At 40.7% G+C, this 22219-nt stretch carries 19 protein-coding genes; 12 read left to right on the forward strand and 7 right to left on the reverse strand.

Annotation, left to right across the window (positions count from 1 at the left end):
- Positions 1-9 precede the first annotated feature (9 nt).
- Positions 10-1050 (reverse strand): type IV pilus twitching motility protein PilT, encoded by a 1041-nt coding sequence (locus tag BW139_RS01735; RefSeq protein ID WP_008113326.1) that lies wholly within the window; start codon positions 1048-1050, stop codon positions 10-12.
- 2 nt (positions 1051-1052) lie between these two features.
- Between BW139_RS01735 and BW139_RS01740 the strand changes: the two genes are divergently transcribed.
- The 8 genes from BW139_RS01740 to BW139_RS01775 all read left to right on the forward strand — a co-directional run bounded on the left by BW139_RS01740 (position 1053) and on the right by BW139_RS01775 (position 8349).
- A complete protein-coding gene (locus BW139_RS01740) occupies positions 1053-1766 on the forward strand; it encodes a YggS family pyridoxal phosphate-dependent enzyme (RefSeq protein ID WP_008113328.1) in 714 nt (237 codons plus the stop codon).
- 17 nt (positions 1767-1783) lie between these two features.
- Positions 1784-2605, forward strand: coding sequence for a pyrroline-5-carboxylate reductase (gene proC / locus BW139_RS01745; RefSeq protein ID WP_008113330.1), 822 nt, complete (start codon positions 1784-1786; stop codon positions 2603-2605).
- A 26-nt stretch (positions 2606-2631) separates the two neighbouring features.
- Positions 2632-3165, forward strand: a complete 534-nt coding sequence (locus BW139_RS01750) for a YggT family protein (RefSeq protein WP_076918449.1) — start codon at positions 2632-2634, stop codon at positions 3163-3165.
- 58 nt (positions 3166-3223) lie between these two features.
- Entirely contained in the window at positions 3224-3667 is a 444-nt protein-coding gene (locus tag BW139_RS01755; protein WP_076918450.1) for a DUF4426 domain-containing protein, read from the forward strand.
- A 2-nt stretch (positions 3668-3669) separates the two neighbouring features.
- Positions 3670-4269 (forward strand): XTP/dITP diphosphatase, encoded by a 600-nt coding sequence (locus tag BW139_RS01760; RefSeq protein WP_008467717.1) that lies wholly within the window; start codon positions 3670-3672, stop codon positions 4267-4269.
- A complete protein-coding gene (gene hemW / locus BW139_RS01765) occupies positions 4266-5402 on the forward strand; it encodes a radical SAM family heme chaperone HemW (protein ID WP_076918451.1) in 1137 nt (378 codons plus the stop codon). Before BW139_RS01760 ends, hemW begins: the two co-directional genes overlap by 4 nt.
- A gap of 84 nt (positions 5403-5486) precedes the next feature.
- On the forward strand, positions 5487-7319 hold the full coding sequence (locus BW139_RS01770) for a DUF885 family protein (protein ID WP_076918452.1): 1833 nt from the start codon (positions 5487-5489) through the stop codon (positions 7317-7319).
- Between the two features lie 370 nt (positions 7320-7689).
- Complete coding sequence (locus BW139_RS01775) at positions 7690-8349, forward strand: hypothetical protein (protein WP_076918453.1); 660 nt, start codon at positions 7690-7692, stop codon at positions 8347-8349.
- Here BW139_RS01775 and BW139_RS01780 read toward each other — a convergent pair.
- Positions 8341-9057 carry an SIMPL domain-containing protein gene (locus tag BW139_RS01780; protein ID WP_076918454.1) on the reverse strand — a complete coding sequence of 239 codons (717 nt, stop codon included), beginning with the start codon at positions 9055-9057 and terminating at the stop codon, positions 8341-8343. The genes BW139_RS01775 and BW139_RS01780 overlap by 9 nt on opposite strands.
- Positions 9058-9484: 427 nt before the next feature.
- Here BW139_RS01780 and BW139_RS01785 point away from each other — a divergent pair, with 427 nt between their 5' ends.
- Together BW139_RS01785 and BW139_RS01790 are read left to right on the forward strand one after the other, a co-directional pair.
- Positions 9485-12151 carry a bifunctional acetate--CoA ligase family protein/GNAT family N-acetyltransferase gene (locus tag BW139_RS01785; protein WP_076918455.1) on the forward strand — a complete coding sequence of 889 codons (2667 nt, stop codon included), beginning with the start codon at positions 9485-9487 and terminating at the stop codon, positions 12149-12151.
- 8 nt (positions 12152-12159) lie between these two features.
- Positions 12160-13104: an ion transporter gene (locus tag BW139_RS01790; protein WP_076918456.1), complete on the forward strand. Its 945-nt coding sequence runs from the start codon at positions 12160-12162 to the stop codon at positions 13102-13104.
- A 23-nt stretch (positions 13105-13127) separates the two neighbouring features.
- Here the strand turns inward: BW139_RS01790 and BW139_RS01795 are convergent, their stop codons facing one another.
- Genes BW139_RS01795 through BW139_RS01805 form a run of 3 tightly spaced genes read right to left on the reverse strand, consistent with a single transcriptional unit; the run spans position 13128 to position 18275 of the window.
- Positions 13128-17633, reverse strand: coding sequence for an EAL domain-containing protein (locus BW139_RS01795; protein ID WP_076918457.1), 4506 nt, complete (start codon positions 17631-17633; stop codon positions 13128-13130).
- 18 nt (positions 17634-17651) lie between these two features.
- Positions 17652-18059: a GNAT family N-acetyltransferase gene (locus BW139_RS01800; RefSeq protein WP_008467703.1), complete on the reverse strand. Its 408-nt coding sequence runs from the start codon at positions 18057-18059 to the stop codon at positions 17652-17654.
- Between the two features lie 12 nt (positions 18060-18071).
- Complete coding sequence (locus BW139_RS01805) at positions 18072-18275, reverse strand: DUF3283 family protein (protein ID WP_008113353.1); 204 nt, start codon at positions 18273-18275, stop codon at positions 18072-18074.
- 221 nt (positions 18276-18496) lie between these two features.
- Between BW139_RS01805 and BW139_RS01810 the strand changes: the two genes are divergently transcribed.
- Entirely contained in the window at positions 18497-19195 is a 699-nt protein-coding gene (locus BW139_RS01810; protein ID WP_008467701.1) for a transporter substrate-binding domain-containing protein, read from the forward strand.
- Here the strand turns inward: BW139_RS01810 and BW139_RS01815 are convergent.
- Positions 19192-19437: a DUF1289 domain-containing protein gene (locus BW139_RS01815; RefSeq protein ID WP_036934167.1), complete on the reverse strand. Its 246-nt coding sequence runs from the start codon at positions 19435-19437 to the stop codon at positions 19192-19194. The two genes, BW139_RS01810 and BW139_RS01815, sit on opposite strands and share 4 nt — an antisense overlap.
- Positions 19438-19535: 98 nt before the next feature.
- A complete protein-coding gene (locus BW139_RS01820; RefSeq protein ID WP_076918458.1) occupies positions 19536-20669 on the reverse strand; it encodes a 1-acyl-sn-glycerol-3-phosphate acyltransferase in 1134 nt (377 codons plus the stop codon).
- A gap of 440 nt (positions 20670-21109) precedes the next feature.
- Between BW139_RS01820 and BW139_RS01825 the strand changes: the two genes are divergently transcribed.
- Entirely contained in the window at positions 21110-22054 is a 945-nt protein-coding gene (locus BW139_RS01825) for a D-2-hydroxyacid dehydrogenase (protein ID WP_008468705.1), read from the forward strand.
- Positions 22055-22219: the final 165 nt, after the last annotated feature.

Here is a 22219-nt window from a genome sequence, read left to right on the forward strand (position 1 = left end):
AATAATTCCTTAAGCGCTAAACTGCGTCTTATCTTGCGCTTTTGCATGCGCTGCAATATGAGTGATGATGCCACGGTTAACAAGGTTTGTTAAACATTGATCCATAGTTTGCATGCCCTGCGACGCACCGGTTTGAATTGATGAGTACATTTGAGCAATTTTATCTTCACGAATTAAGTTACGAATAGCAGGCGTTGCCAACATGATTTCGTGTGCAGCCACTCGCCCTCCACCGACCTTCTTGATCAGTGTTTGTGAGATAACCGCACGCAATGATTCTGAGAGCATAGAGCGGATCATGTCTTTTTCTTCACCTGGGAATACGTCAATGATACGGTCAATGGTTTTAGGTGCCGAGGTGGTATGCAAAGTGCCAAATACTAAGTGACCAGTTTCTGCGGCAGTCATAGCAAGGCGAATAGTTTCTAAATCTCGTAATTCACCGACCAAAATAACATCGGGATCTTCACGCAACGCACTTCGCAGGGCGTTAGAAAAACTATGTGTATCGCGGTGAACTTCACGCTGGTTAATTAAGCTGAGTTTATTGTCGTGCACAAATTCGATAGGATCTTCAATGGTCAGTACATGATGATGTTTAGTTTGATTTATATAATCGACCATGGCTGCAAGTGTAGTCGACTTACCTGAACCCGTAGGACCCGTGACTAATACCAGACCTCGTGGATTATCTGAAATTTGTTTGAATATTTCCGGCGCGCCCAAATCTTCAAGTGTCAGTACGTCACTTGGTATGGTACGGAATACGGCAGCTGGACCACGATTAGAGTTAAAGGCATTTACACGAAAACGTGCTAAATTAGGAACTTCAAAAGAAAAATCCACTTCGAGATTTTGCTCATAGTCCTTACGCTGGTTATCGTTCATAATGTCATAAACCAGACTGCTGACCTCTTTATCTCCAAGTGCTGGTATATTAATACGTCGCACATCACCATCAACACGTATCATAGGTGACACCCCTGATGATAAGTGCAAATCTGATGCTTTATGTTGCACACTAAATGCCAATAATTCGGTGATATCCATTTATGACTCCACAACTAACTGATAAATATATGGTTACAATAGCAGAACGACTCACATCCGCCTACGCTAGAATTGCAGAGGCAGCGCAAAATGCGCAGCGTAACAGTAACGACATTACGTTACTTGCAGTATCTAAAACCAAACCCGTCTCTGATATTATGGCAGCTTATGAGCAAGGGCAACGCCAATTTGGTGAATCTTATGTTCAAGAAGCTGTAGATAAAATAGCGCAACTAGGCACATTTAGCGATATTGTTTGGCATTTCATTGGCCCCATTCAGTCAAATAAGAGCGCCTTAGTGGCTAACCACTTTGACTGGGTGCAAAGTGTTGATAGGCTCAAAATAGCAAAACGCTTAAATGCTCAGCGTCCGCAGGAACTACCCGCACTTAATGTGCTAATACAAGTTAATATTAGCGCAGAAGAAGCAAAGTCGGGCTGTGCAGTAGAAGAAATTGACCAATTAGCACAATTTATAAGTCAATGCTCGCAATTAAAACTGCGCGGACTAATGGCTATTCCTGCAAAAAGTGACGATGAAAACACGCAAACTCAATATTTTGAGCAATTACAAACTTGCTTTGATAAACTACAGACCCAATATCCTCATATAGATACGTTGTCGATGGGGATGAGTAACGATGTAGAAGCTGCCATAGCGGCAGGTTCAACCATGGTGAGGATCGGCACAGATATTTTTGGAACACGAACTTAAAAGGTGATAACAGACATATGTCAGATAAAAAAATCGCATTTATAGGCACAGGTAATATGAGCTACGCCATCATTGGTGGCATGGTAAAAAACGGCTTTAACGCAAACAATATTATTGCGACCAACCGCAACCAAGAAAAACTAGCTAAGGTAGCCGCGGATTTCAAAGTGCAAACCACCAGTGACAATAACGAAGCTATGCGCGATGCAGATGTCATTGTTCTGTCTGTTAAACCACAAATGATGGGCGACTTATGCCAATCATTTCAAGATTCAGGCATCGACTTTAGTGATAAATTATTTATCTCAGTTGCTGCGGGCCTAACCGTTAAACGCTTACGTGAAATGCTTGGCCAAGATGTGAAAATGGTGCGTTGTATGCCAAATACACCGTCGTTACTTGGCCGTGGCGTATCGGGCTTGTATGGCGCTGGCGAAACGCAAAGCGAACATGAATTTGTACAACAAGTATTTGAGTGTACCGGCATTGTTGTATGGGTAGAGCAAGAGTCACAAATAAATGACGTGATTGCTGTTACCGGCTCTTCGCCAGCTTACTTTTTCTTATTTATGGAAGCGATTGAAGAAAAAGCGAAAGCATTGGGCTTTAATGATGAAGACGCGCGTCGCTTAGTACAGCAAACAGCGCTAGGCGCAGCTGAAATGGCACTTAGCCAACCAGATATTAGCATTTCGCAACTGCGCGCCAATGTAACTTCAAAAGGCGGCACCACACATGCAGCCGTTGAGCATTTAAAAGCGCAAGGCTTAACCCAAACTGTGGGTGATGCAATGGATGCGTGTATTGCGCGTGCAGTGCAAATGGAACAAGAACTTTAAAACCATTTTTTATTGAAGGTTATACTATGAATGCCATGCAATTTTTAATTAGTACCTTGTTTGATCTATTCTTGATGGTGGTACTACTGCGTTTTTGGCTACAGTGGGCAAAAGCCGACTTTTACAACCCAATGAGCCAATTTGTGGTCAAAGCCACTTCGTTTGCAGTTAATCCACTGCGAAAAATCATTCCAGGGCTAGGCGGGCTTGATTTAGCCTCTTTGTTACTGGCATTTATAGTAGCGGCTGCAAAAATAAGTACATTAATGTGGCTCATTTATAGCTCTTGGGCTATTCAACCTGTACTTATACAGGCGCTAATAACTGTTTTAAAAGAAGGTTTAAACTTAGTTTTTTGGGTGTTAATCATTCGCGCTATTTTAAGCTGGGTAAGCCAAGGCTATAACCCTATTGAAGCGGTATTCCATCAGCTAACTGAGCCAATGTTAAAGCCAATCCGTAAAATTTTACCGCCATTGGGGGGATTAGATTTATCGGTATTGGTACTGATTATCGGCATTCAGTTTTTACAAATGCTGCTAATAGACCTTTTAGCTTAAGCATAACGTAATATAAAAGAGGCCTAGCGCCTCTTTTTTATATATTCAGGAGTTAACCATGCAACGTTTAATCAAGTTTTGTTTTATTGCTTGTCTCGCTTTAGCATTTAATGCACACAGCGCACAAGAACAAGGTGCCCAATACAAAGAACTAGGCGCTTGGCAAGTTCACTATATTGCTTTCCCATCTACGTTTATTCAACCGCAAATAGCTAAAGCGTATGACCTTGAGCGTAGTGGCTATAAAGGCATTGTTAATATTTCAATATTAAAAAATGATGCCGATAAAACCGCTCAAAAAGCGACATTACAAGGCACCGCTAAAAACTTATTAGGTAACAAGCAAACCCTTAACTTTAAGGAAGTCGTTGAAGGCGATTCTGTTTATTACCTAGCACAAGTAGATTACACCAACGAAGAGATTTTACGTTTTGAAATTGAAATCCAACAAGGTAATCAGTTTCAAACATTAAAGTTTAAGCAAAAATTTTACGTAGATTAAATATGACCAACACCTTAGTACTTGCAACCGGCAACCCCGGAAAAGTAAACGAGCTGGCTAACATGCTCAGCTCACTTAATATTAATGTTGTACCGCAAAGCGACTTTAATGTCAGTGACGTTGCCGAAACAGGCACCACGTTTGTAGAAAATGCGATAATTAAAGCGCGTCATGCAGCTAAAATCACCGGACTGCCCGCTATTGCAGATGATTCAGGTTTAGAGGTTGATGGCTTGAATGGCGCACCCGGTGTTTACTCAGCCCGCTTTGCAGGTAAAGGCGCAAGTGATCAAGATAATATCGATAAATTACTGGCTGACTTAGGCGACAACCCTAATCGCACTGCCCGTTTTTGGTGCGTATTGGTACTAATGCGTCATGCTGACGACCCTACCCCGCTAATATGCAGTGCTAGCTGGGAAGGTGAGATTACCCTTAGCCAACATGGTGAAGGCGGCTTTGGCTACGATCCTATCTTTTTTGTACCATCAGAAAATTGCACCAGTGCCGCACTGACTAAAGAGCAGAAAAATGCTCTGAGTCATCGTGGGCAAGCACTTAATAAATTATTACAAGAGCTACAACACAAAGGCGGCCTGTGAACCTTCCTCCACTGAGTTTATATGTGCACGTACCTTGGTGCGTGCAAAAATGCCCTTACTGCGACTTTAACAGCCACGGACAAAAAGGTGACATCCCTGAAGCTGAATATGTGCAGCATTTAATTGACGATTTAAAAGCTGATTTACACTTAGTGCAGGGGCGAAAAATTCACAGCATTTTTATTGGCGGCGGCACGCCAAGCCTATTAACCGGCGCGGCATACACCCGTTTACTCAATGAAGTAGATAGCCTCATAGGCCTAGCCGATAACTGTGAAATAACCCTTGAAGCAAACCCCGGCACAGTCGAAACTGGCCGTTTCAAAGATTATGTAAAAGCAGGGATTAACCGTATCTCTATCGGCGTGCAAAGCATGCAAAACGATAAATTAAAAGCCTTAGGCCGAATTCATGGTGCCGATGAAGCCAGTTATGCAGCACAACAAGCTAGTGAAGCAGGGTTGAATAGCTTTAACCTTGATTTAATGCATGGCTTACCAGGGCAGTTACTCGATGACGCACTCAGTGATTTAAAACAAATCATTGCCCTCAACCCTCCACATATTTCTTGGTATCAGCTCACCATTGAGCCTAATACGCAATTTGCTTCAAAACCGCCCACGTTGCCACAAGATGAAACCTTATGGGATATTCAAGAACAAGGCCAAGCATTATTGGCACAAGCAGGCTATCAGCAATACGAAATCTCAGGATATGCAAAACCGGGCTTTCAATGCCAACATAACTTGAATTATTGGCGGTTTGGCGATTATCTTGGTATTGGCTGTGGCGCCCATGGTAAGGTTACTGATGCGAAAACGGGGGTGATAACACGCACTGAAAAGGTTAAACACCCACGGGGCTACATGGACATTATTAAGCCCTACTTGTACAAAAGCTGGCAAGTAGAACAAGACGACTTAGCGTTTGAGTTTTTTATGAATCGCTTTCGTTTAACAGAGCCATGTCCGATTGAAGACTACAGTGCACTGACTAATCAGCCATTACAGAGCCAACAAGCGGCTTTAAATAAAGCTATTAACACAGGTTTATTAATAGAAAAAGACGGCCATTGGCAAGTAAGCCTTAAAGGCCATCGCTTTTTAAATGACCTGCTAGAATTGTTCGTATAACGCTTTTGGCGTTATGCGCATGTAAAGTAAATACATGAAAAATTAAAATACCCTAATGGGTTTCTAACAACAAAAGGGAAACGAATGCGTAAACTTACTCTAATTGCTGCCACGGTAAGCGTGGCACTGCTTGCAGGTTGCCAACAAGCAACACAACAATCAACGCCTGCACCTGCGGTTCAAGCTCAACCTGTACAAAGTGAAATTGATAAAGCGAATGCTTTTTTTGAAGACACTTTTAATCGTGATGTAATGAGCAGCCCAGTTTATCAAACCTACATGGGCATCAAAAAAGATTACGATAAATGGGATGACAACAGCGAAGAAAAAGCGCTTAAAGACTTGGCACAAACTAAAGCCGATTTGGTCACGCTTAACAGCATTGACCGTGCGCAATTAGATGCAGCTACTCAAGTAAGTTATGATTTAAAAAAACAAGATTTAGAAGCTAGCATTGCTGATTTTAAATGGCGTTACCATAACTACCCAGTAAACCAAATGTTTGGTACGCACTCTATGGTGCCGGCTTTTTTAATTAACCAGCATCAAATTAGCAACGTAAAAGAAGCAAACGATTATATTGCTCGTTTAAATGGCGTACCGGGTGTATTCGATCAACTGATTACCGGCTTAGAAATTCGCGCCGATAAAAACATCATCGCGCCTAAATTTGTATTTCCACACGTGATTGATTCAAGCAAAAACATCATTAAAGGTGCGCCGTTTGAACAAGGTGAAGATTCTACGCTTTTAGCTGACTTTAAACGCAAAGTAAATGCATTAGAAATCGACCAAGCTGAAAAAGATGCACTTATTAGTAAAGCGACTGAAGCATTAAAAACGGCAGTTAAACCTGCTTACTCTAAGTTAATTAACTACATTGCACAGCTAGAAAAACGTGCTGATAACCGTGACGGTGCTTGGAAATTCCCTGATGGCGAAGCGTTTTACAATAACGCGCTTAAACGTACGACAACGACAGACCTGACTGCAAAAGAAATTCATGCCATTGGCCTTGCCGAAGTGTCACGTATTCATGATGAAATGCGTGCCATTAAAGATAAAGTTGGCTTTGAGGGCGACTTAAACGCCTTTATGCAGTTTATGAAAACCGACAAGCAATTTTACCTTGCTAATACTGAAGCGGGTAAAGCGCAGTACCTAAGTGAAGCTAAAGGCTTAATTGATAACATGAAAACACGCTTAGATGAGCTGTTTATTGTAAAGCCAAAAGCCGACATGATAGTAAAACGTGTTGAAGCTTTCCGTGAAAAAGCGGCGGGTAAAGCGTTTTATCAACAACCTGCGCCAGATGGTTCACGCCCAGGTATTTACTACGCCAACCTCTATGACATGGAAGCAATGCCAACTTACCAAATGGAAGCTCTCGCTTATCATGAGGGTATTCCGGGTCATCACATGCAAATTGCTATTTCACAAGAATTAGAAGGCGTGCCTAAGTTCCGTAAGTTTGGTGGTTACACAGCCTACATTGAAGGTTGGGGTTTATACTCAGAGTTACTACCAAAAGAAATGGGCCTTTACGAAGACCCATATTCAGATTTTGGTCGTTTAGCTATGGAGTTATGGCGCGCCTGTCGTCTAGTGGTTGATACCGGTATTCACGCAATGAAGTGGACTCGCCAAGAAGGTATTGATTACTACGTTAACAACACTCCTAACGCCACTTCTGACGGTGTAAAAATGGTTGAGCGTCATATTGTAATGCCATCACAAGCAACGGCTTACAAAGTGGGTATGCTGAAAATTTTAGAACTACGTGAAGCGGCTAAAAAGCAGCTTGGCGACAAGTTTGATATTCGTCAATTCCACGACGTAGTGCTTAAAAATGGCCCTGTACCATTAAACGTACTAGAAAACTTTGTTGATGAGTGGGTTGCTAGCAAACAAGCTTAATTATCTAGGGTCTGTTGACCTTTCAAGGTTAAATTTGCAGCAGTCTGTTTGGTATTTAGGCAAGGCAGAGCCTATGTGGTGTGGTTATTCCCCATAAATAGGCGATAACGCAGCATCAATGCCAAACAGGCGCTGCCCGGAGGGTTCTGCCTAGGGGCGATTTACTCTTTGTTGCTCGGCTTTGACTTAGCCCACTAGGTTACAAACCTCGCGCCGCGATTAAACCGTCCCTAGTTTGAACAAATTTTAATCCACAAAGGTAAACAGACCCTAGTAACTACTTAAACATATAAAAGGCCGCAATTGCGGCCTTTTGTTTTATAAAGCAAAGAATTAAGCTAGGATAAAGTAGGTATTCAAGGAGAACAGAATGGATCTAAGCATACAGCTACTCAATGCGCGTATTAAACAACAACAGTTTGATGAGCTTGATAACGACTTTAAAAAGCTCACTGACGCACAACAAGTGATGCAGCTTAATTACTTGTTTGAGAGCGCGTTACGCATGAGTATTAAATACGATTTTATGCAAAACATTGCCGTGCGAATTTTAGCGAGCAATACGCCACCAGCGCTGTTTATTGAACAGCTAACCAGTTTAGATGCATTGAGCTTTTTTACCCCTGCGCTTAAATTAAATAAAGGCTTTATCAGTACAGATAAGTACGGCAATAACGTGTTGCATAATGTGTTTAAGCACGCAGCGCCGAGTCAATTGCCTTTTAACTATGTTCGCTCGTTAATGTTATTTGAATCTAATGAAGAGTTACTGCATGCATTGGCGCAAGTCAATCAGTACGGGCTGACTCCTGTGGCCAGCTATATCGTTTATGCACATAAGCCCAACATACCGGTAAAACATGAGTTTTCTGCCTTACTGGCATTAATGGAAATAGAACAAAAACAAAATCCTACGGCAAAATTACAATTGCTTGAGGCATTAAAAAACGACCCTCCAAGCGAAATTACCTTGCTGCTAAGCGCCGCATATTTACAGCGCTCTACTGAACAAGTAGCGGCACTAATCTGATAAGTAATATTCTACGCTGGTAACCACGCGTACATTTTTAATTTGCGGAGTGTTTGAATCCCGATCGCTAATACTAAACTGTCCTTGGCGTGCGGTTTTAATTTTACCTAAAAGGGAGTTTGAATCTTTCGCGAATTTATTTGCTACTTCACGGGCTTTTTCTGTGGCCTCTTGCACCATGGCAGGTTTTATATCGTTAAGCCCAGTAAAAATATATTCAATACGAGTTTGATAGTTATCTTGGACTATGGCTATATTTTGTTTAGCTAACTGACTCACTTTACTCAGTGCGTTTTTAACCTTATCAGGGGCATTAGAGTAAACAATAATATTTGAGCTAATAACATATCTAAACTTTTGATTGTCGTTCGCGTATTCACGCGCTTGCTTATCAATAATAGATTGAGTGCCTGTCGATATTTCTTCATCGTCAAAGCCATGTAACTTTAAAAAGGCAATTACGGCATCGTTTTTTTGCTCAACTCGCTCAACTAGCTGCTCAAGATTGTTATCGGCATCATTAAACTGCAGCGGCCAAATAACAGTATCAGCGACCACTTCACGCTCTGCTAAACCTTTTACCTGAACTGTACGCTCCATACCTTTAATATCAAGCGCGGCTCCTTTTATAATAAAGCCCAATGCAATTAAGCCGATGCTTAAACAAACTGCTGCCATAACAACGGTTACATTCGATATTTTATTCACTTCACTCTCCTTGACTAGGGTCTGTTGACCTTTGCGGATTAAAACTTGTTCAAACTAGGGGCGATTTAATCGCGGCGCGAGGTTTGTAACCTAGTGGGCTAAGTAAAAACCGAGCAAAGCTTCCGCATCCTGCTCACGCCCCTTACCTACATCCATGTAGGCAACAAAGAGTAAATCGCCCCTAGGCAGAACCCTTCGGGCAGCGCCTGTTTGGCATTTATGCTGCGTTATCGCCTATTTATGGGGAATAACCACACCACATAGGCTCTGCCTTGCCTAAATACCAAACAGACTGCTGCAAGTTTAACCTTGAAAGGTCAACAGACCCTAATATCAATAATAAGCATGTTCACGCTCGAAAAAACACATTAAACAGGTTACATTGAGGCAGTACAGAACGCAAAACTTAATCAGCCAAGGAAACGCAATGAGTCTAAAACGTATTAGCCAGTTTTTTAACCCAAGCTCTGTCGCTGTTATTGGGGCATCAAACACCGCCACTCGTGCAGGTAATGTGGTTATGCGAAACTTACTGCAAGGTGGCTTTAAAGGGCCAATTATGCCCGTTACACCCAATCATACAGCGGTGCATGGCGTGCTGGCTTATCCTAGTATTGAAGCCTTACCTAAAGTGCCTGATTTAGCGGTTATCTGTACCAATAAAAACACCTTAATGAAAATTATTGAGCAACTAGGTACGCTTGGCTGTCATAGCGCCATTATTATTGCTGATGGCTTAACTACATTTCAAAAACAGGCACTTAAAGAGAATGCGGCGAAGCATAAAGTTACCCTACTTGGCTCAAATTGCTTGGGGTTACTTATTCCGCATATAGGCTTAAATGCAAGCTTTTCCCATACGGTTGCCACGCCCGGTAAACTGGCTTTTGTATCGCAATCAGCTGCGGTGTGCTCTACCATTCTTGATTGGGCAAAAAATAAAGAAATTGGCTTTTCATACTTTGTATCTATGGGGGATTGTTTAGATATTGAGTTTGACGAAATACTCGACTTTTTAGGCCGTGATGCTAAAACCAAAGCCATATTACTGTACATCGATAATATTAATGATATTCGCAGCTTTATTTCTGCCGCTCGAGCAGCCGCATTTTCTAAACCGGTTATTGCCATTAAAACCGGCAGAACCAGTGCAGGGGCTATCGCTGCTGAAATACATACTGGCGGAAAACAAAGCTCAGATGCAGTATATGATGCCATGTTTCAACGCGCAGGGATGCTAAGAGTAAACGACTTGCGTGAGCTTTTTGCCGCCACTCAAACCTTGGCCATGCATCCTAAGTTGCTGCAAGTAGAGCAACTTACCATATTAACCAATGGTGGCGGCCCTGGAGTAATGGCGGTTGATGAACTCATTCAAAGCTCTGGAAAACTGGCTCAGCTTAGTGATGAAACTCGCGAAGCACTCAATAAAGTGATCCCGCACTCAGACACTGCAGCCAATCCGGTCGATATATTTGGCGATTCGGCGCCAGTGCGTTACAAGCATGCGTTGGAAATATTACTAAATGCTAAAGAAGTTAAAAACTTACTGATCATCCACACTCCATCAGCATTGGCCCCAAGTGAAAGTTACGCTCAGGTTATTGTTGAGGCGCTAAATAAATTACCGAAAATGGCACGCCCCTATGTGATTACTAACTTTATGGGCGAAGATGCTGCCTTCGCAGCCAGACGCATCTGCGCTAATAATGCCATCCCTACCTACCGCACCCCAGAAGGTGCGGTAGGCGCCTTTATGCACCTAGTAAGCTACCGTCGTAACCAAAAGCATTTAACTCAAACACCAGAATCAAATACTGACGATGCCACTATTAATAAAGCGGCAGCGAAAGCGACTATAAAAGAGTTTTTAGCTGATGAGCAGCATTACTTATCGACCCATCAGGCGAGTCATATTTTAAGTAGTTACGGCATTGACTGTATTCAAACTGAAGTTGCCTACACTCCAACTGAGGCCAAAGAACAAGCAATAGAGCTAGGTTTTCCGGTGGCATTAAAGCTGATCAGTCCCAGTATTCCCTCTAAGTCTGAAGTCGGGGGTGTCGTACTAAACCTCAATGATGCGCAAGAGGTAGAACAAACCGCATTTGCCATGCTGTTAAGAATAAAAAACACCTACCCTGATGCCATTATAGATGGTTTTTCATTACAAAAAATGGCACCTCGAGCAGGCGCCAACGAGCTGCGTATAGCCATTAAAACCGAGCCTAATTTTGGCCCAGTTATTTTATTAGGTGAAGCTGGTACAGGGCTTGAATATGCACAGGCTGCAGTCGCTTTGCCACCATTGAATATGAACCTAGCTAAATACTTAATTGCCGCTGCCCATGATAAAGGCGTGCTTAAAGATCGCGTGCTACCTGAAAAAGTTGATAAATATCGTTTGTGTTCACTACTAACCCGAATTTCTCAATTAGTGGTTGATCAACCGGATATTACCTCATTAGAGCTTAATCCTATTTTAGCTAGTAATGGCCAGTTTTTAGTACTTGATGCCACCATGAACTTGAGCCAATATCAAATTCAGGCACACCGAAAACGTTTATCTATTCGCCCTTACCCCATTGAGCTGGTTGAAACGGTTACCCTAAAAAATGATACCTTAGCAACGCTCAGACCAATTAAACCTGAAGATGAGCAAGCACATCAAGCGTTTGATCAGTCATTAACCAAAGAAGATAGGTATAAGCGCTTTTTTGGTGAGTTGCCACAGTTTAACCACGATCAACTCGCTAAAATGACACAAATTGATTACGACCGCGAAATGGCGTTTATTGTTACCCAAACACAAGACGAGCAACAACAGACATTAGGGGTTTCGCGAGTGATTATGGATCCTGATAACTTACAAGCAGAGTTTGCTATTGTAGTACGTTCTGATTGCCAAGGGCTTGGATTAGGGCGTATTTTAATGAATGCAGCAATTTCTCATTGTAAACGCCAAGGGGTGAAAACTGTTGAGGGGATCACCCTCCCTGAAAACACCGGCATGATTGAGCTAGCTCGTAAACTCGGGTTTAAAATTAGTCGTGATTTTGAAGAAGGCAGTATCAACATGCTGCTCACATTGTAATAATTATTATGCAAAAACTCAGACAAACCATCAATCAAGTATTTGAAGCGTCAGGAAAGTACCAACGGGCCGGTCATTTTTTAGATGCCCTACTAATCACTATTATTATGATAAATGTAGTGGCCATCGTACTCGAATCAGTTCACAGCATTGCTACCGCATACTATAACGAGTTTTTGATGTTAGAACTGGTATCGGTTGCCATATTTAGTGCTGAATACCTAATACGCGCTTGGACCTGTGTAGATAGAGTAAAGTATGCCTCTATGAATTGCTCCAATACGCAAAAGCGGATCCGCTATATTTTTTCACCACTAGCTATCATCGATTTAATCGCCATTTTGCCAAGCTTGTTAATGTTTTTCTTTGCTTTAGACTTGCGTTTTTTACGCGTATTACGTTTATTACGCGTATTTAAACTGACTCGTTATTCTCGGGCAATGCAGTTGTTATTACAGGCATTTATTGATGAATCAAGTTCATTATTAGCCGCATTTTTTATTATGTCGGTGGTGCTTATTTTAGCTTCTTGCGGTATTTATTTATTAGAGCATGACATTCAACCAGACAAGTTCGGCTCAATTCCGGCCGCAATGTGGTGGGCAATGGCAACACTTACTACAGTAGGCTATGGCGATGTTGTACCTATAACACCTATTGGTAAACTGTTCGGTGGTGTCATCACTCTGGTAAGTATGGGCATGGTGGCTATACCCACTGGTTTATTGGCATCGAGCTTTTCAGAGCAAATACGCAAACGTCGCCAGCTATTTGAAGATGCCACCCATGAGCAAATAACCGATGGTAAACTCACTAACGAGCAGTTACATCACCTAGAAGATCTTCGCTACAAACTTGGGTTAAGTAAGTTAGAGGCTAATAAAGCGATAAAAGCGGAGCTTAATAAACGCAGCTCACACTTATTTTGTCGTCATTGTGGTAAGCGGCCTTAATTAAATATAGATAAAGCGGTATTTTAAGCTTGTGAAAATACAGGCTGCCAATCGCGTTCAATGAGCTCAAGCACCTGCTCTTTAGGCACCGCTTTACTGAACAAATAACCTTGAAAGTAGCTGCAGCCTTGAGCTTTTAAAAAGGCCAGTTGGTGCGCGCTTTCAACCCCCTCAGCAATACACTCTTTACCTAAACTGCTGGCTAAAGTCAGAGTGGATTGAATAATCGCTTCATTATCTGAATCAATACCAATATCTTGCACAAAACTACGATCAATCTTTAATACATCAATCGGGAAGCGCTTTAAATACGTTAATGAGGCATAACCCGTTCCAAAGTCATCCATATATAGCTTACATCCAAGCTGCTTTAGTGCATCCATATTTTTAAGCGCATGCTTTGAGTCTCGCATTAAAATAGACTCTGTTATTTCAAACACAATAGCCTCGGGCGGCAGTGCCGCATTACTCAGTGCCTGACTAATTTCAGGTACAAGCCCTGTAAACTCAAAATCAAGTGCAGATAGATTAATTGATAAATATAAATTGGGGTTCACTGTGCGCCAACGCACCAATTGTACAAGTGCTCGCTTAAATGTTTGCAGCATTATTTTGGTAATTAAACCAATATTTTCAGCCACATTTGCGAACTCTTGGGTACTGGCGAGTTGGTTTTCAGGCCAGCGCAGTAACACCTCAAAGCCCACGGTCTTTTGTGTAGATGTACTAATTATAGGTTGGTAGTAATTACAAAATTCGTGCTCGTGATACGCTTTGATCAATTGCGACTCTAAATGCAGCGCTCTTTCAACTCGCTGATTCATCTCTTGTTTGTAAAACTTGTAACACCCTTCTAAGCCATCTTTAGCATAATAGAGCGCCACATTTGATGCCTTTAACAGCGCTTTATAGTGCTGGGCGTCATCAGGGAAAAGCGCCACACCAATACTTAGGTGCACATTTACATTTTGGTTATTCATAGCAATGTCTTTACTCACGCAATCCATAAGCTTGGTGCATATAAGTAAGACTTCTTCTATTTGCTGAATGTCTTCAACTAAAATAACAAATTCATCACCACCTAAACGCGCTATGCTATCGCAGGGGCGTAATGCTGTTTTTAAACGGTTTGCCACCAGCTTAATGATTTCATCGGCGTTTTCTGTACCAAATGAGTCATTAAAGTATTTAAAGCGTTTTATATTAACGTGTAATAAAGCGACTTTGCTGTTATGACGACGCGCTTGATCTATGGCATGCACAGCTCGGTCATTAAACAGGGTTCTATTTGGCAAGCCCGTTAATGAATCGTAATTAGTTAATAGATGCAGCTCGTTCTCAGCTGATTTTTGCGCATGAATATCCGTTAAAATAACCACATAGCTACTCAACCTTTTACTTTCATCCGCTACAGCGCTTATTTTAACTAACACATGACGCTGCTCTTTATTAGCCAGTACCACAGTATCTTCACATGAGAAGTGCTCGCCTACTTCAAGCTTTTGCATAATGCGTAAATAGTCAAAATAGCTGCTGCGAGTCATGCCTAAATTAAGCGAGCGAGTTGAACGAGGCTCTGCCGATACAGCAAAAGCCGTTTGCAGCGACTTATTTGAAGCACGTATGTTAAAGTTTTTATCTAAAATAAATACCCAATCTCGGGTTTGTTCAAACGCGGCGGTAAATAATCGAGCGTGTTCTTCAAACACCATTTCGCGTGTCATATTAGTATACGTACCCGCTACTTTTTGCGGTGTTGTTTCATCCCATTCAACCACTTTGCCAAAGTCTTTGTACCAGCGCCAATGACCTTTGGCATGACGTAGTCTGTAAGTACAGTTAAAGTATCCTTTGTCGGTTGATAAAAATTCTAACCACTCCAACCTAAAAATGGCACGCTCTTGTGGATGAACTTTGTCTAAGTAGTCATCTAAACTGACTGAGTCGTCCTCATAACCTAATTCGTTGACCAATCTAGGCTGATAAATATTTAATTGACTCGCTTGCCAATCCCAAACACCCGACTCACTTCCCTCTAGCGCAAGCTTTAAACGTGCCTCGCTATCTTGGCTTTCTTTGTGTGCAGCTAATAAAATACGCTGTATTTTATTACGTCTCATCACCCATGCAGTCACTACAGTGATCAATAAAATAGCATACAGTGCTAAAAAGTAAGGGGCGCGCCATAACGGGTATTTCACTTTAATGTTTAACGTTGCTGGTGGGGTATACTCACCCGTCAGCGGATCCTTTGCCCAGACCTTTAACTGGTAGCTACCGGGATTTAATTTAGGAAACACCACGCGATTATTACGGGTATAACTTTTTTTACCCTTATCGAGCTGATACTCGTAAATAATACGTTCTTGAAAACTAAATGACATCGCTGAAAACGCAATTTCAAGCCCTATATCATCATGATTTAAAATAATATTTTTTAATGGCTGTTGTAAATTAAGCGACAAGTCTCGAGACATTAAATTAATACGGGTAATGTTGACGTGATCTAATAAACCTTGGCTATTTTTATTATCTTTAGGATCAAAATAGGTAAAGCCTTTAAGGCTACCATAGGCAATTCGTCCGTCATTTAATTTAGCCATAGCACCACTATTAAATTCAGCAGAAAGCACCCCATCTGATGTAGTGAATTGCTGAAAATGAATGGTGCTCGGGTTTAATCGCCATATTCCCTTATGGCTGCTCATCCAAATCATTCCCTCTTCATCAAGCACCATATCGTATAATAGAGTACCTAGTTTATTTTTATCTAAATCAATAGTGTGTACTAATTCATAAGTGCTGGCATCAATTCCAATCAAACCAAAGTTAGATAAAGAAAGCCACAGTATCCCTTGCTTATCTTCAACGTAAGAAAGAATACTCACAGCAACATTGTCATGATGCTTGGGTACTTTATAGAGGGTGTTTAAACTGCGATCATCTGGGTTAAATTGGTACAATACCCCACCACTAAAAAATAACGGCCACTGCGGCTGTGAGGGTAATGGCGGTAAAAAGCCATGCGCTAAAAATGGGTCAAATTGGGAAAACTCGCCTTTTAATGAGGTTAAAATCCGGCTATCAATATTATATTTAAACATGCCATGATCAGGGTGAACAAAATATAAATCGCCATTTGCCAGCAAGGTAATGCCATGCATCCAGTCATTTAAAAAAACTTGGTTCTCGGGGCTGACAGTTTCAGGCTTGGTAAGCTGCTGAGTTTCTGGGTCAAAAATAAATAGTCCTCGGTTTGAATGTAACCAGAGTTTATTTTTGTAAGGCATAATTTTGAAAACGGTAAATTCAGTGGTTAGTAAATCTACTTTATAATCTTTTAAATACACCGTTGAGGTGTTATTTTTTATATCAACCGCTGTTAAACCATTATGTGTACCCAGCCATAACTTATCTTGGAATTGTTTAATTGCCCAGACTGAATGATGTGAAAATCCATCTCCTCCCAGAGCACTGCCCTCTACATTATAAAATTTATAGTTATCACCCGATAAATAAAAAGCACCATCAGTTTTAGTCGCAAGCCACATACCGCCTGATTTATCTTTTACCATATCAATAATACTGGTATCGGCAAGGGTGTATTTACTTTGTTGAATACGTTTATTTTTAACCACCGTTTTGGTGGTTAAATTAAAGCTGAGAAGGCCTTTGTCTGTTGCTAAATCAACAACCCCCTGCTGATTATCTATATCCCACACATTCAAATCAGCCAGTAGCTTTTCATTTGTAAATGCCTGCTCACTATTCTTAAATAGTGCCTCTAGATTGCTAATATCAACAGCGTATAAGCCCTTAACCGCTCCAACCAATAACTGGTTATTACCACCTAGTGCAAATGACTTCACATTGTTTTGATAAATATGCACATCGGTTTCGCTTAAATGATCTAGCGGACGTACTTGTTGCGTTGCAATGTTAAATACATAAGCACCGTCTGTGCTACCAATAAAGATATAGCCATTGTAATGAAACAAGGTACGCACAAACGCATTTTCAAATTGCTCAGGTAGCTTAAATAAAGGAGTAATTAAGCCACTGGCTATATCGAGTTGTGCAAACACTCGCCCTTGTCCAACCCACAAGCTTTTGTCATCTGTGGCTAACATGGTAAAAACAGACTGCTGAAGAATTTGCTCTTCTGTCACTGGTTTTTTTAAATACTGCTGATAGGTATCTGTTTGCGGGTCATACCTGAACAACCCCGCTAATAAGGAAGCAATCCAAATTTGCCCTTCTGGATCTTGGTATATGCGATCAATAATAGCTTCTTCTAACTCACCATTCGGGCCGTTAATTGGAATAACCTGATAGCCATCGTAGCGATTTAGCCCCCCTTCAGTAGAGAGCCATAAATAGCCATTATTATCGATAAGCATAGTATTGACGTAGCTTTGAGATAACCCTTCGCTTGGGGATAGCCGTTTTACTTGCGCTGTTGCAGCAACGCTTATGAGCATAAATAGCACAAACATGGCTGTGATAAACCTATTAATACTGATGCCCATGTGTTTCCTATTACTGATTTAGGGTTGCTGATATTTTAATGCGATAATATTTCGGTGCTTATATGCATCAAATAGCGTTAATAATGCAGGAGTATATGTTAACACCTGGTTAAAACCAAGTGTCTGATAAAAATCAGTAATATGTTGATAAGCGAAGGTGAAAACAGCGTCGGTTTGCTGACTTAAAAGCGTGCTTAACAGCTTTGTTGCTACACCAGTGGAACGGTATGCAGGAGCCACAAAAACTGTCGATAAAAATAAAAAAGTCGGTTTGTGTTGTAACCGGCACGCCGCAATGATTGTGTGGTTATCGTAGGCGACCCACAGTTGATCTTGTTTATTGGCGCGACCGCGAACTTTATACAAAGTATAAAACTTATTTACTAAGGGAGTTTTAACTGGTTCTAATTGTTTAATAACAATCATAGCAAGCAGACTCTAACTAAGCATAAGTGCCAAATATTGCTCAAACTTTTGCTTTAAAAACCCTTGCTCTGCAACCGGGCGGCTATGCAGGGTGTCATAAACTTGCTCACGCGTTTTCTTGCCGCGCTTAATTTGATATGCCCAAAATGAAGCTTCGTAATCTAGCTGAATTTGATACTTTTGCTCTCGCGGTAAATCACACAGGTTATAACTCATATTCCCTCCTTTACTGGCCTGATAAAACTCTGATTATACGTTTAAACTTATAATAAACTAACTCTATAATGAATAAAAAGAATCTACTTTAAATAATCTAAGGGTATCAATAATTGTTAATGATAGGCTCTGCTAGATTATGACTAGAAACTGGGCAAAAGACAGCCAATTTGTTATTATACTCGCCTATCCATTTGCCCCAAAAGACAGGAAGTGCTGACGTGTTTAAATACTGTAAAGGATTGCTGGTATTAATATGTTTAGTGTTTAGCAATCCGTCATTTGGTCATAGTTACAGCTATACATTTAATCGCCCACAGAACACCCAGCAAGCAAATTATACTATTGAACTTTTACAAATAGCGTATGCAGATATGGGCTTTAAATTAAATATTATCGATTTTAATCGCCAGAATGCATTATTTGCAGCAAATAATGGCATGTTAGCTGGGCAGCTTGCTCGGGATATTAGTATTGAAAGTGCCTACAAAAATTTAATTCGAGTTAATTATCCGTTATTTAAATTTAACCTTGAGCTTTATAAACACTGTGAGCCCAGCTCTACTAAAACAATCGATAGCGTTGCCATTATAGCCAGCTACCCTGTACAACAGCGATATTTAGACAGCATTGATTTTCAAGGCGAGGTTATTGAAGTAAAAAATAATACCACTCAGCTAAATTTACTGATCCAGCAAAAAGTACAAGCCGCATTACTGATTGATTTTGCAATGGCCAATAAAACTATTCCTCCCGCTTTAGGCTGCTATGAAAAGCAAGTGGTTGCTACCTACCCGCTATATCATTATTTACATAACAGCCATGCGAGTATTGTCCAGCAGCTAGAGGCTACACTTGAGAAGTTACACAACAACGGCACAGTCGCTAAACTCAGATCAAAATACAAGCTACAGTTTTAAAAATCAAAGCCTTGCTGCTGTGCTGGCGAAGCGGCTTGCGCAGCTTTATTTTTTTGCTGTAAATAACGTTTATAGCGTTGTTGGCATAAGCTCAACACTTTCTTTTTTTGCGCATTGGTTAACGAATTCCACGAAAATCGCTCATCGCGACTGCGATAGCATCCTTTGCAGTAACCCCGATTATTAACCAAGCAAATACCTTTACAAGGGCTAGGAATATCAAATATTTCAATTTGTTGCATAAAACCCTCCGGTATATAAAAGCATAGCTTGAGTATAGCGCTATTTTTGTGCAAAAAAAAAGCAGCAAATTAATTGCTGCTTTTATCTTAGCTGTTAATTAATGTTCACAGCTTTGTTCATCTACTTGTGTTTTTCTGTGATACGGTTTGGCGTACATCGCTAATACCAGAGGTCTTAATTCTTCTGGTACCTTTGCCAATCGCTCTGCAAACTGTGCTGCATCATTTTTATTTATTACCGCTTCAGTACAACCACCCGCAATGTAGTTGCCTGGGTGTAAGTAAAAAGAATCAATTATTTGTTTATCAATGGTTTTTGCCAATTCATCGGCACTGTCGCAATGCGATGTAATTGGTTGACCAAAGGATAAGTGCACATGCCCTTTGGCTGAACTAAAGCCTTCAACAATGCTGGCAATATCTTCACCCGCTGATTTCACATATTTACCATGATGCTGTTTATGATAGAGCTCTTTTGCCTTGGCTATTGCACATGGCTCGTATTGGTAAGAGATTGCAACAGGCACTACTTTTAGCTCTTTAATGTATTCGCCAAATTCTTTCTTTTGTTTACGTCCATTTAGTTGCAGCATTTTTAACAGAGCGGGATCGGTTTGATCTACGCCATCTTTGGCACGGCCTTCTTTTTGAGCAATCCAAATAGAATGCCCACTGCTGAGTGAGTCATAAATGTAAGCCGATAACTGAGTAAGCGCTTTTAACATCTCTTTTGGCGCTTTGGCTGAGCGTTTTACAATAAAGCTTTTATTTAAACGCATAAGCTCAGTAATGTAAGGAATTTGCAGTAAGTTATCACCAATCGCAATTCTCACTGTTTTCATTTTATGCTGATAAAGGCCCCAATTAACCAATGCAGGGTCAAGTACAATGTCTCTGTGGTTTGAAACAAAAAGATAGGCTTGATTAGGGTCTAACGCCTCTAAGCCCGAAAAGGTAACGTTTGATGTGGTGCGCTTTACTAATTTATTTAAATAATGCGCAACTTCGTTTTGTACATCTTCAACTGTTTTAACTTTGCCCCACTTTTTACGCAACTGATGTTTTATTATAGCGCGTGCTAAAAACCCAACTGCGGATATAAAGCGTGGCAAATTATACTTTGCTATCACATCAAGAAACGCATTATCGTTAATTAATCGCGTTAATGAGGCGGCAACTTCATCGTCATTGTAAGGTCTTATATCTGCGTACTTATCTTCTAATTCAATCATTTACTGCATCTACAAAGTTAAAAACGGCGCGCTAAAACGCCCCGTTATGTCTGATTTTGATTATAACTCAAGCAAAAATACGAAACTAGCAATACTAAAGTTCGATTTACTGAGTTTTCATAGCGTTATAGTTTAGTACTGAGCATCATTGTCAGATTAACTGCTCATGTGTATAAACTATAGCTATTAATTATTAATTCAAATGGATAGACCTTACTAATAGCACTTTGTTCAAGTTAACTTAGCAAGGCAGTTGATCATAATAACATGCAAGTTAACCCTCAGTGGGCAGACCACATTTAAATATGGCTTTACACCTGCTAATGTGAACACAATAAGCTAAGTCTAAATAAATCCATAACATTCAATCAAATGATGATCTTTTTATCTGCTTACAGAGGCTACTCCCTCTCTAACACATACACTTATTAGGACACACCGTGAAAATAACAATTCTTGATAACGCAACACTGGCAAACACCTCACTTGATGGTATTTCAGCACTTGGAGATCTCACCGTACATCAGCTAACTAGCCCTGAGCAAGTATTAGCGCATAGCCAAAATGCAGAGGTTTTAATCACTAACAAAGTGGTAATTAATCGTGACACAATGACGCAATTAAAATCATTGAAACTCATTTGTGTTAGTGCAACGGGTACTAATAATGTTGATTTAAATGCCGCGAAAGACTTAGGCATAGCAGTTACTAATGTTGCCGGTTATTCAACCCCTTCTGTTGTTCAGCATACCTTTTCGTTGATCACTAACTTATTAGGTAATACTCACCGCTATCAAGCAGATTGTCAGCAAGGCGCATGGCAAAAAAGTGAGATGTTTTGCCGACTGGATTACAGCTTTAATGACCTTCAGGGCAAAACATTAGCCATTATTGGTGGTGGCACTTTAGGTAATGCAGTATCTAAAGTAGCTGAAGCGTTTGGCGCCAATGTGATTATTGCAGAGCGCAAAGGCGCAGCGTGTCGCAACGGACGCACCCCGTTTGAAACAGCAATAAAAACAGCGGATATTATTAGCGTTCACTGTCCACTTAATGATGAAACGCGCGACTTAATTACGCTTAATGAATTAAAGATGATGAAACCAACTGCGCTAATTATTAATACCGCACGCGGTGGGATTATCAATGAAGCTGACTTAGTTGAAGCATTAAAAGCCAATATTATTGCCGGTGCGGGCGTTGATGTGCTTACCAAAGAGCCCGCTGAGCTGACTAACCCTTTGGCTAATTATACCGGTGATAACTTACTACTTACTCCGCATATCGCGTGGGCGAGCACTGAATCTATCGTGCGTTTGGTAAAAGAAGTGAGTTTAAATATTGCAGCATTTAGTCAACAAGAGACTCGTAACCGCTTGGTTTAATGCCGTAAAAGTAACTTAGTCAAAATTACTAAAAAGTGGCTTTTTAGATTTATATTTTAAAAAAGCCACTAACCCACCACGCACAACAAAATCAACCCATTGATTTTTAAAGATTTAAAAACTGGCTTAGTCTTTGCTGTATTAATCTTAATTAATCATCTAGGG

Source organism: Pseudoalteromonas sp. SK18, from assembly GCF_001974855.1.
Lineage (GTDB): Bacteria > Pseudomonadota > Gammaproteobacteria > Enterobacterales > Alteromonadaceae > Pseudoalteromonas.

Bases quoted from the DNA above. Each gene is read 5' to 3' on its own strand.
- BW139_RS01775 (WP_076918453.1), top strand. From the start codon at position 7,690: ATGGATCTAAGCATACAGCTACTCAATGCGCGTATTAAACAACAACAG.
- BW139_RS01750 (WP_076918449.1), top strand. From the start codon at position 2,632: ATGAATGCCATGCAATTTTTAATTAGTACCTTGTTTGATCTATTCTTG.
- BW139_RS01785 (WP_076918455.1), top strand. From the start codon at position 9,485: ATGAGTCTAAAACGTATTAGCCAGTTTTTTAACCCAAGCTCTGTCGCT.
- BW139_RS01770 (WP_076918452.1), top strand. From the start codon at position 5,487: ATGCGTAAACTTACTCTAATTGCTGCCACGGTAAGCGTGGCACTGCTT.
- proC (WP_008113330.1), top strand. From the start codon at position 1,784: ATGTCAGATAAAAAAATCGCATTTATAGGCACAGGTAATATGAGCTAC.
- BW139_RS01755 (WP_076918450.1), top strand. From the start codon at position 3,224: ATGCAACGTTTAATCAAGTTTTGTTTTATTGCTTGTCTCGCTTTAGCA.
- BW139_RS01790 (WP_076918456.1), top strand. From the start codon at position 12,160: ATGCAAAAACTCAGACAAACCATCAATCAAGTATTTGAAGCGTCAGGA.
- BW139_RS01800 (WP_008467703.1), bottom strand. From the start codon at position 18,059: ATGATTGTTATTAAACAATTAGAACCAGTTAAAACTCCCTTAGTAAAT.
- BW139_RS01805 (WP_008113353.1), bottom strand. From the start codon at position 18,275: ATGAGTTATAACCTGTGTGATTTACCGCGAGAGCAAAAGTATCAAATT.
- BW139_RS01760 (WP_008467717.1), top strand. From the start codon at position 3,670: ATGACCAACACCTTAGTACTTGCAACCGGCAACCCCGGAAAAGTAAAC.
- BW139_RS01815 (WP_036934167.1), bottom strand. From the start codon at position 19,437: ATGCAACAAATTGAAATATTTGATATTCCTAGCCCTTGTAAAGGTATT.
- BW139_RS01735 (WP_008113326.1), bottom strand. From the start codon at position 1,050: ATGGATATCACCGAATTATTGGCATTTAGTGTGCAACATAAAGCATCA.
- BW139_RS01820 (WP_076918458.1), bottom strand. From the start codon at position 20,669: ATGATTGAATTAGAAGATAAGTACGCAGATATAAGACCTTACAATGAC.
- BW139_RS01740 (WP_008113328.1), top strand. From the start codon at position 1,053: ATGACTCCACAACTAACTGATAAATATATGGTTACAATAGCAGAACGA.
- BW139_RS01795 (WP_076918457.1), bottom strand. From the start codon at position 17,633: ATGGGCATCAGTATTAATAGGTTTATCACAGCCATGTTTGTGCTATTT.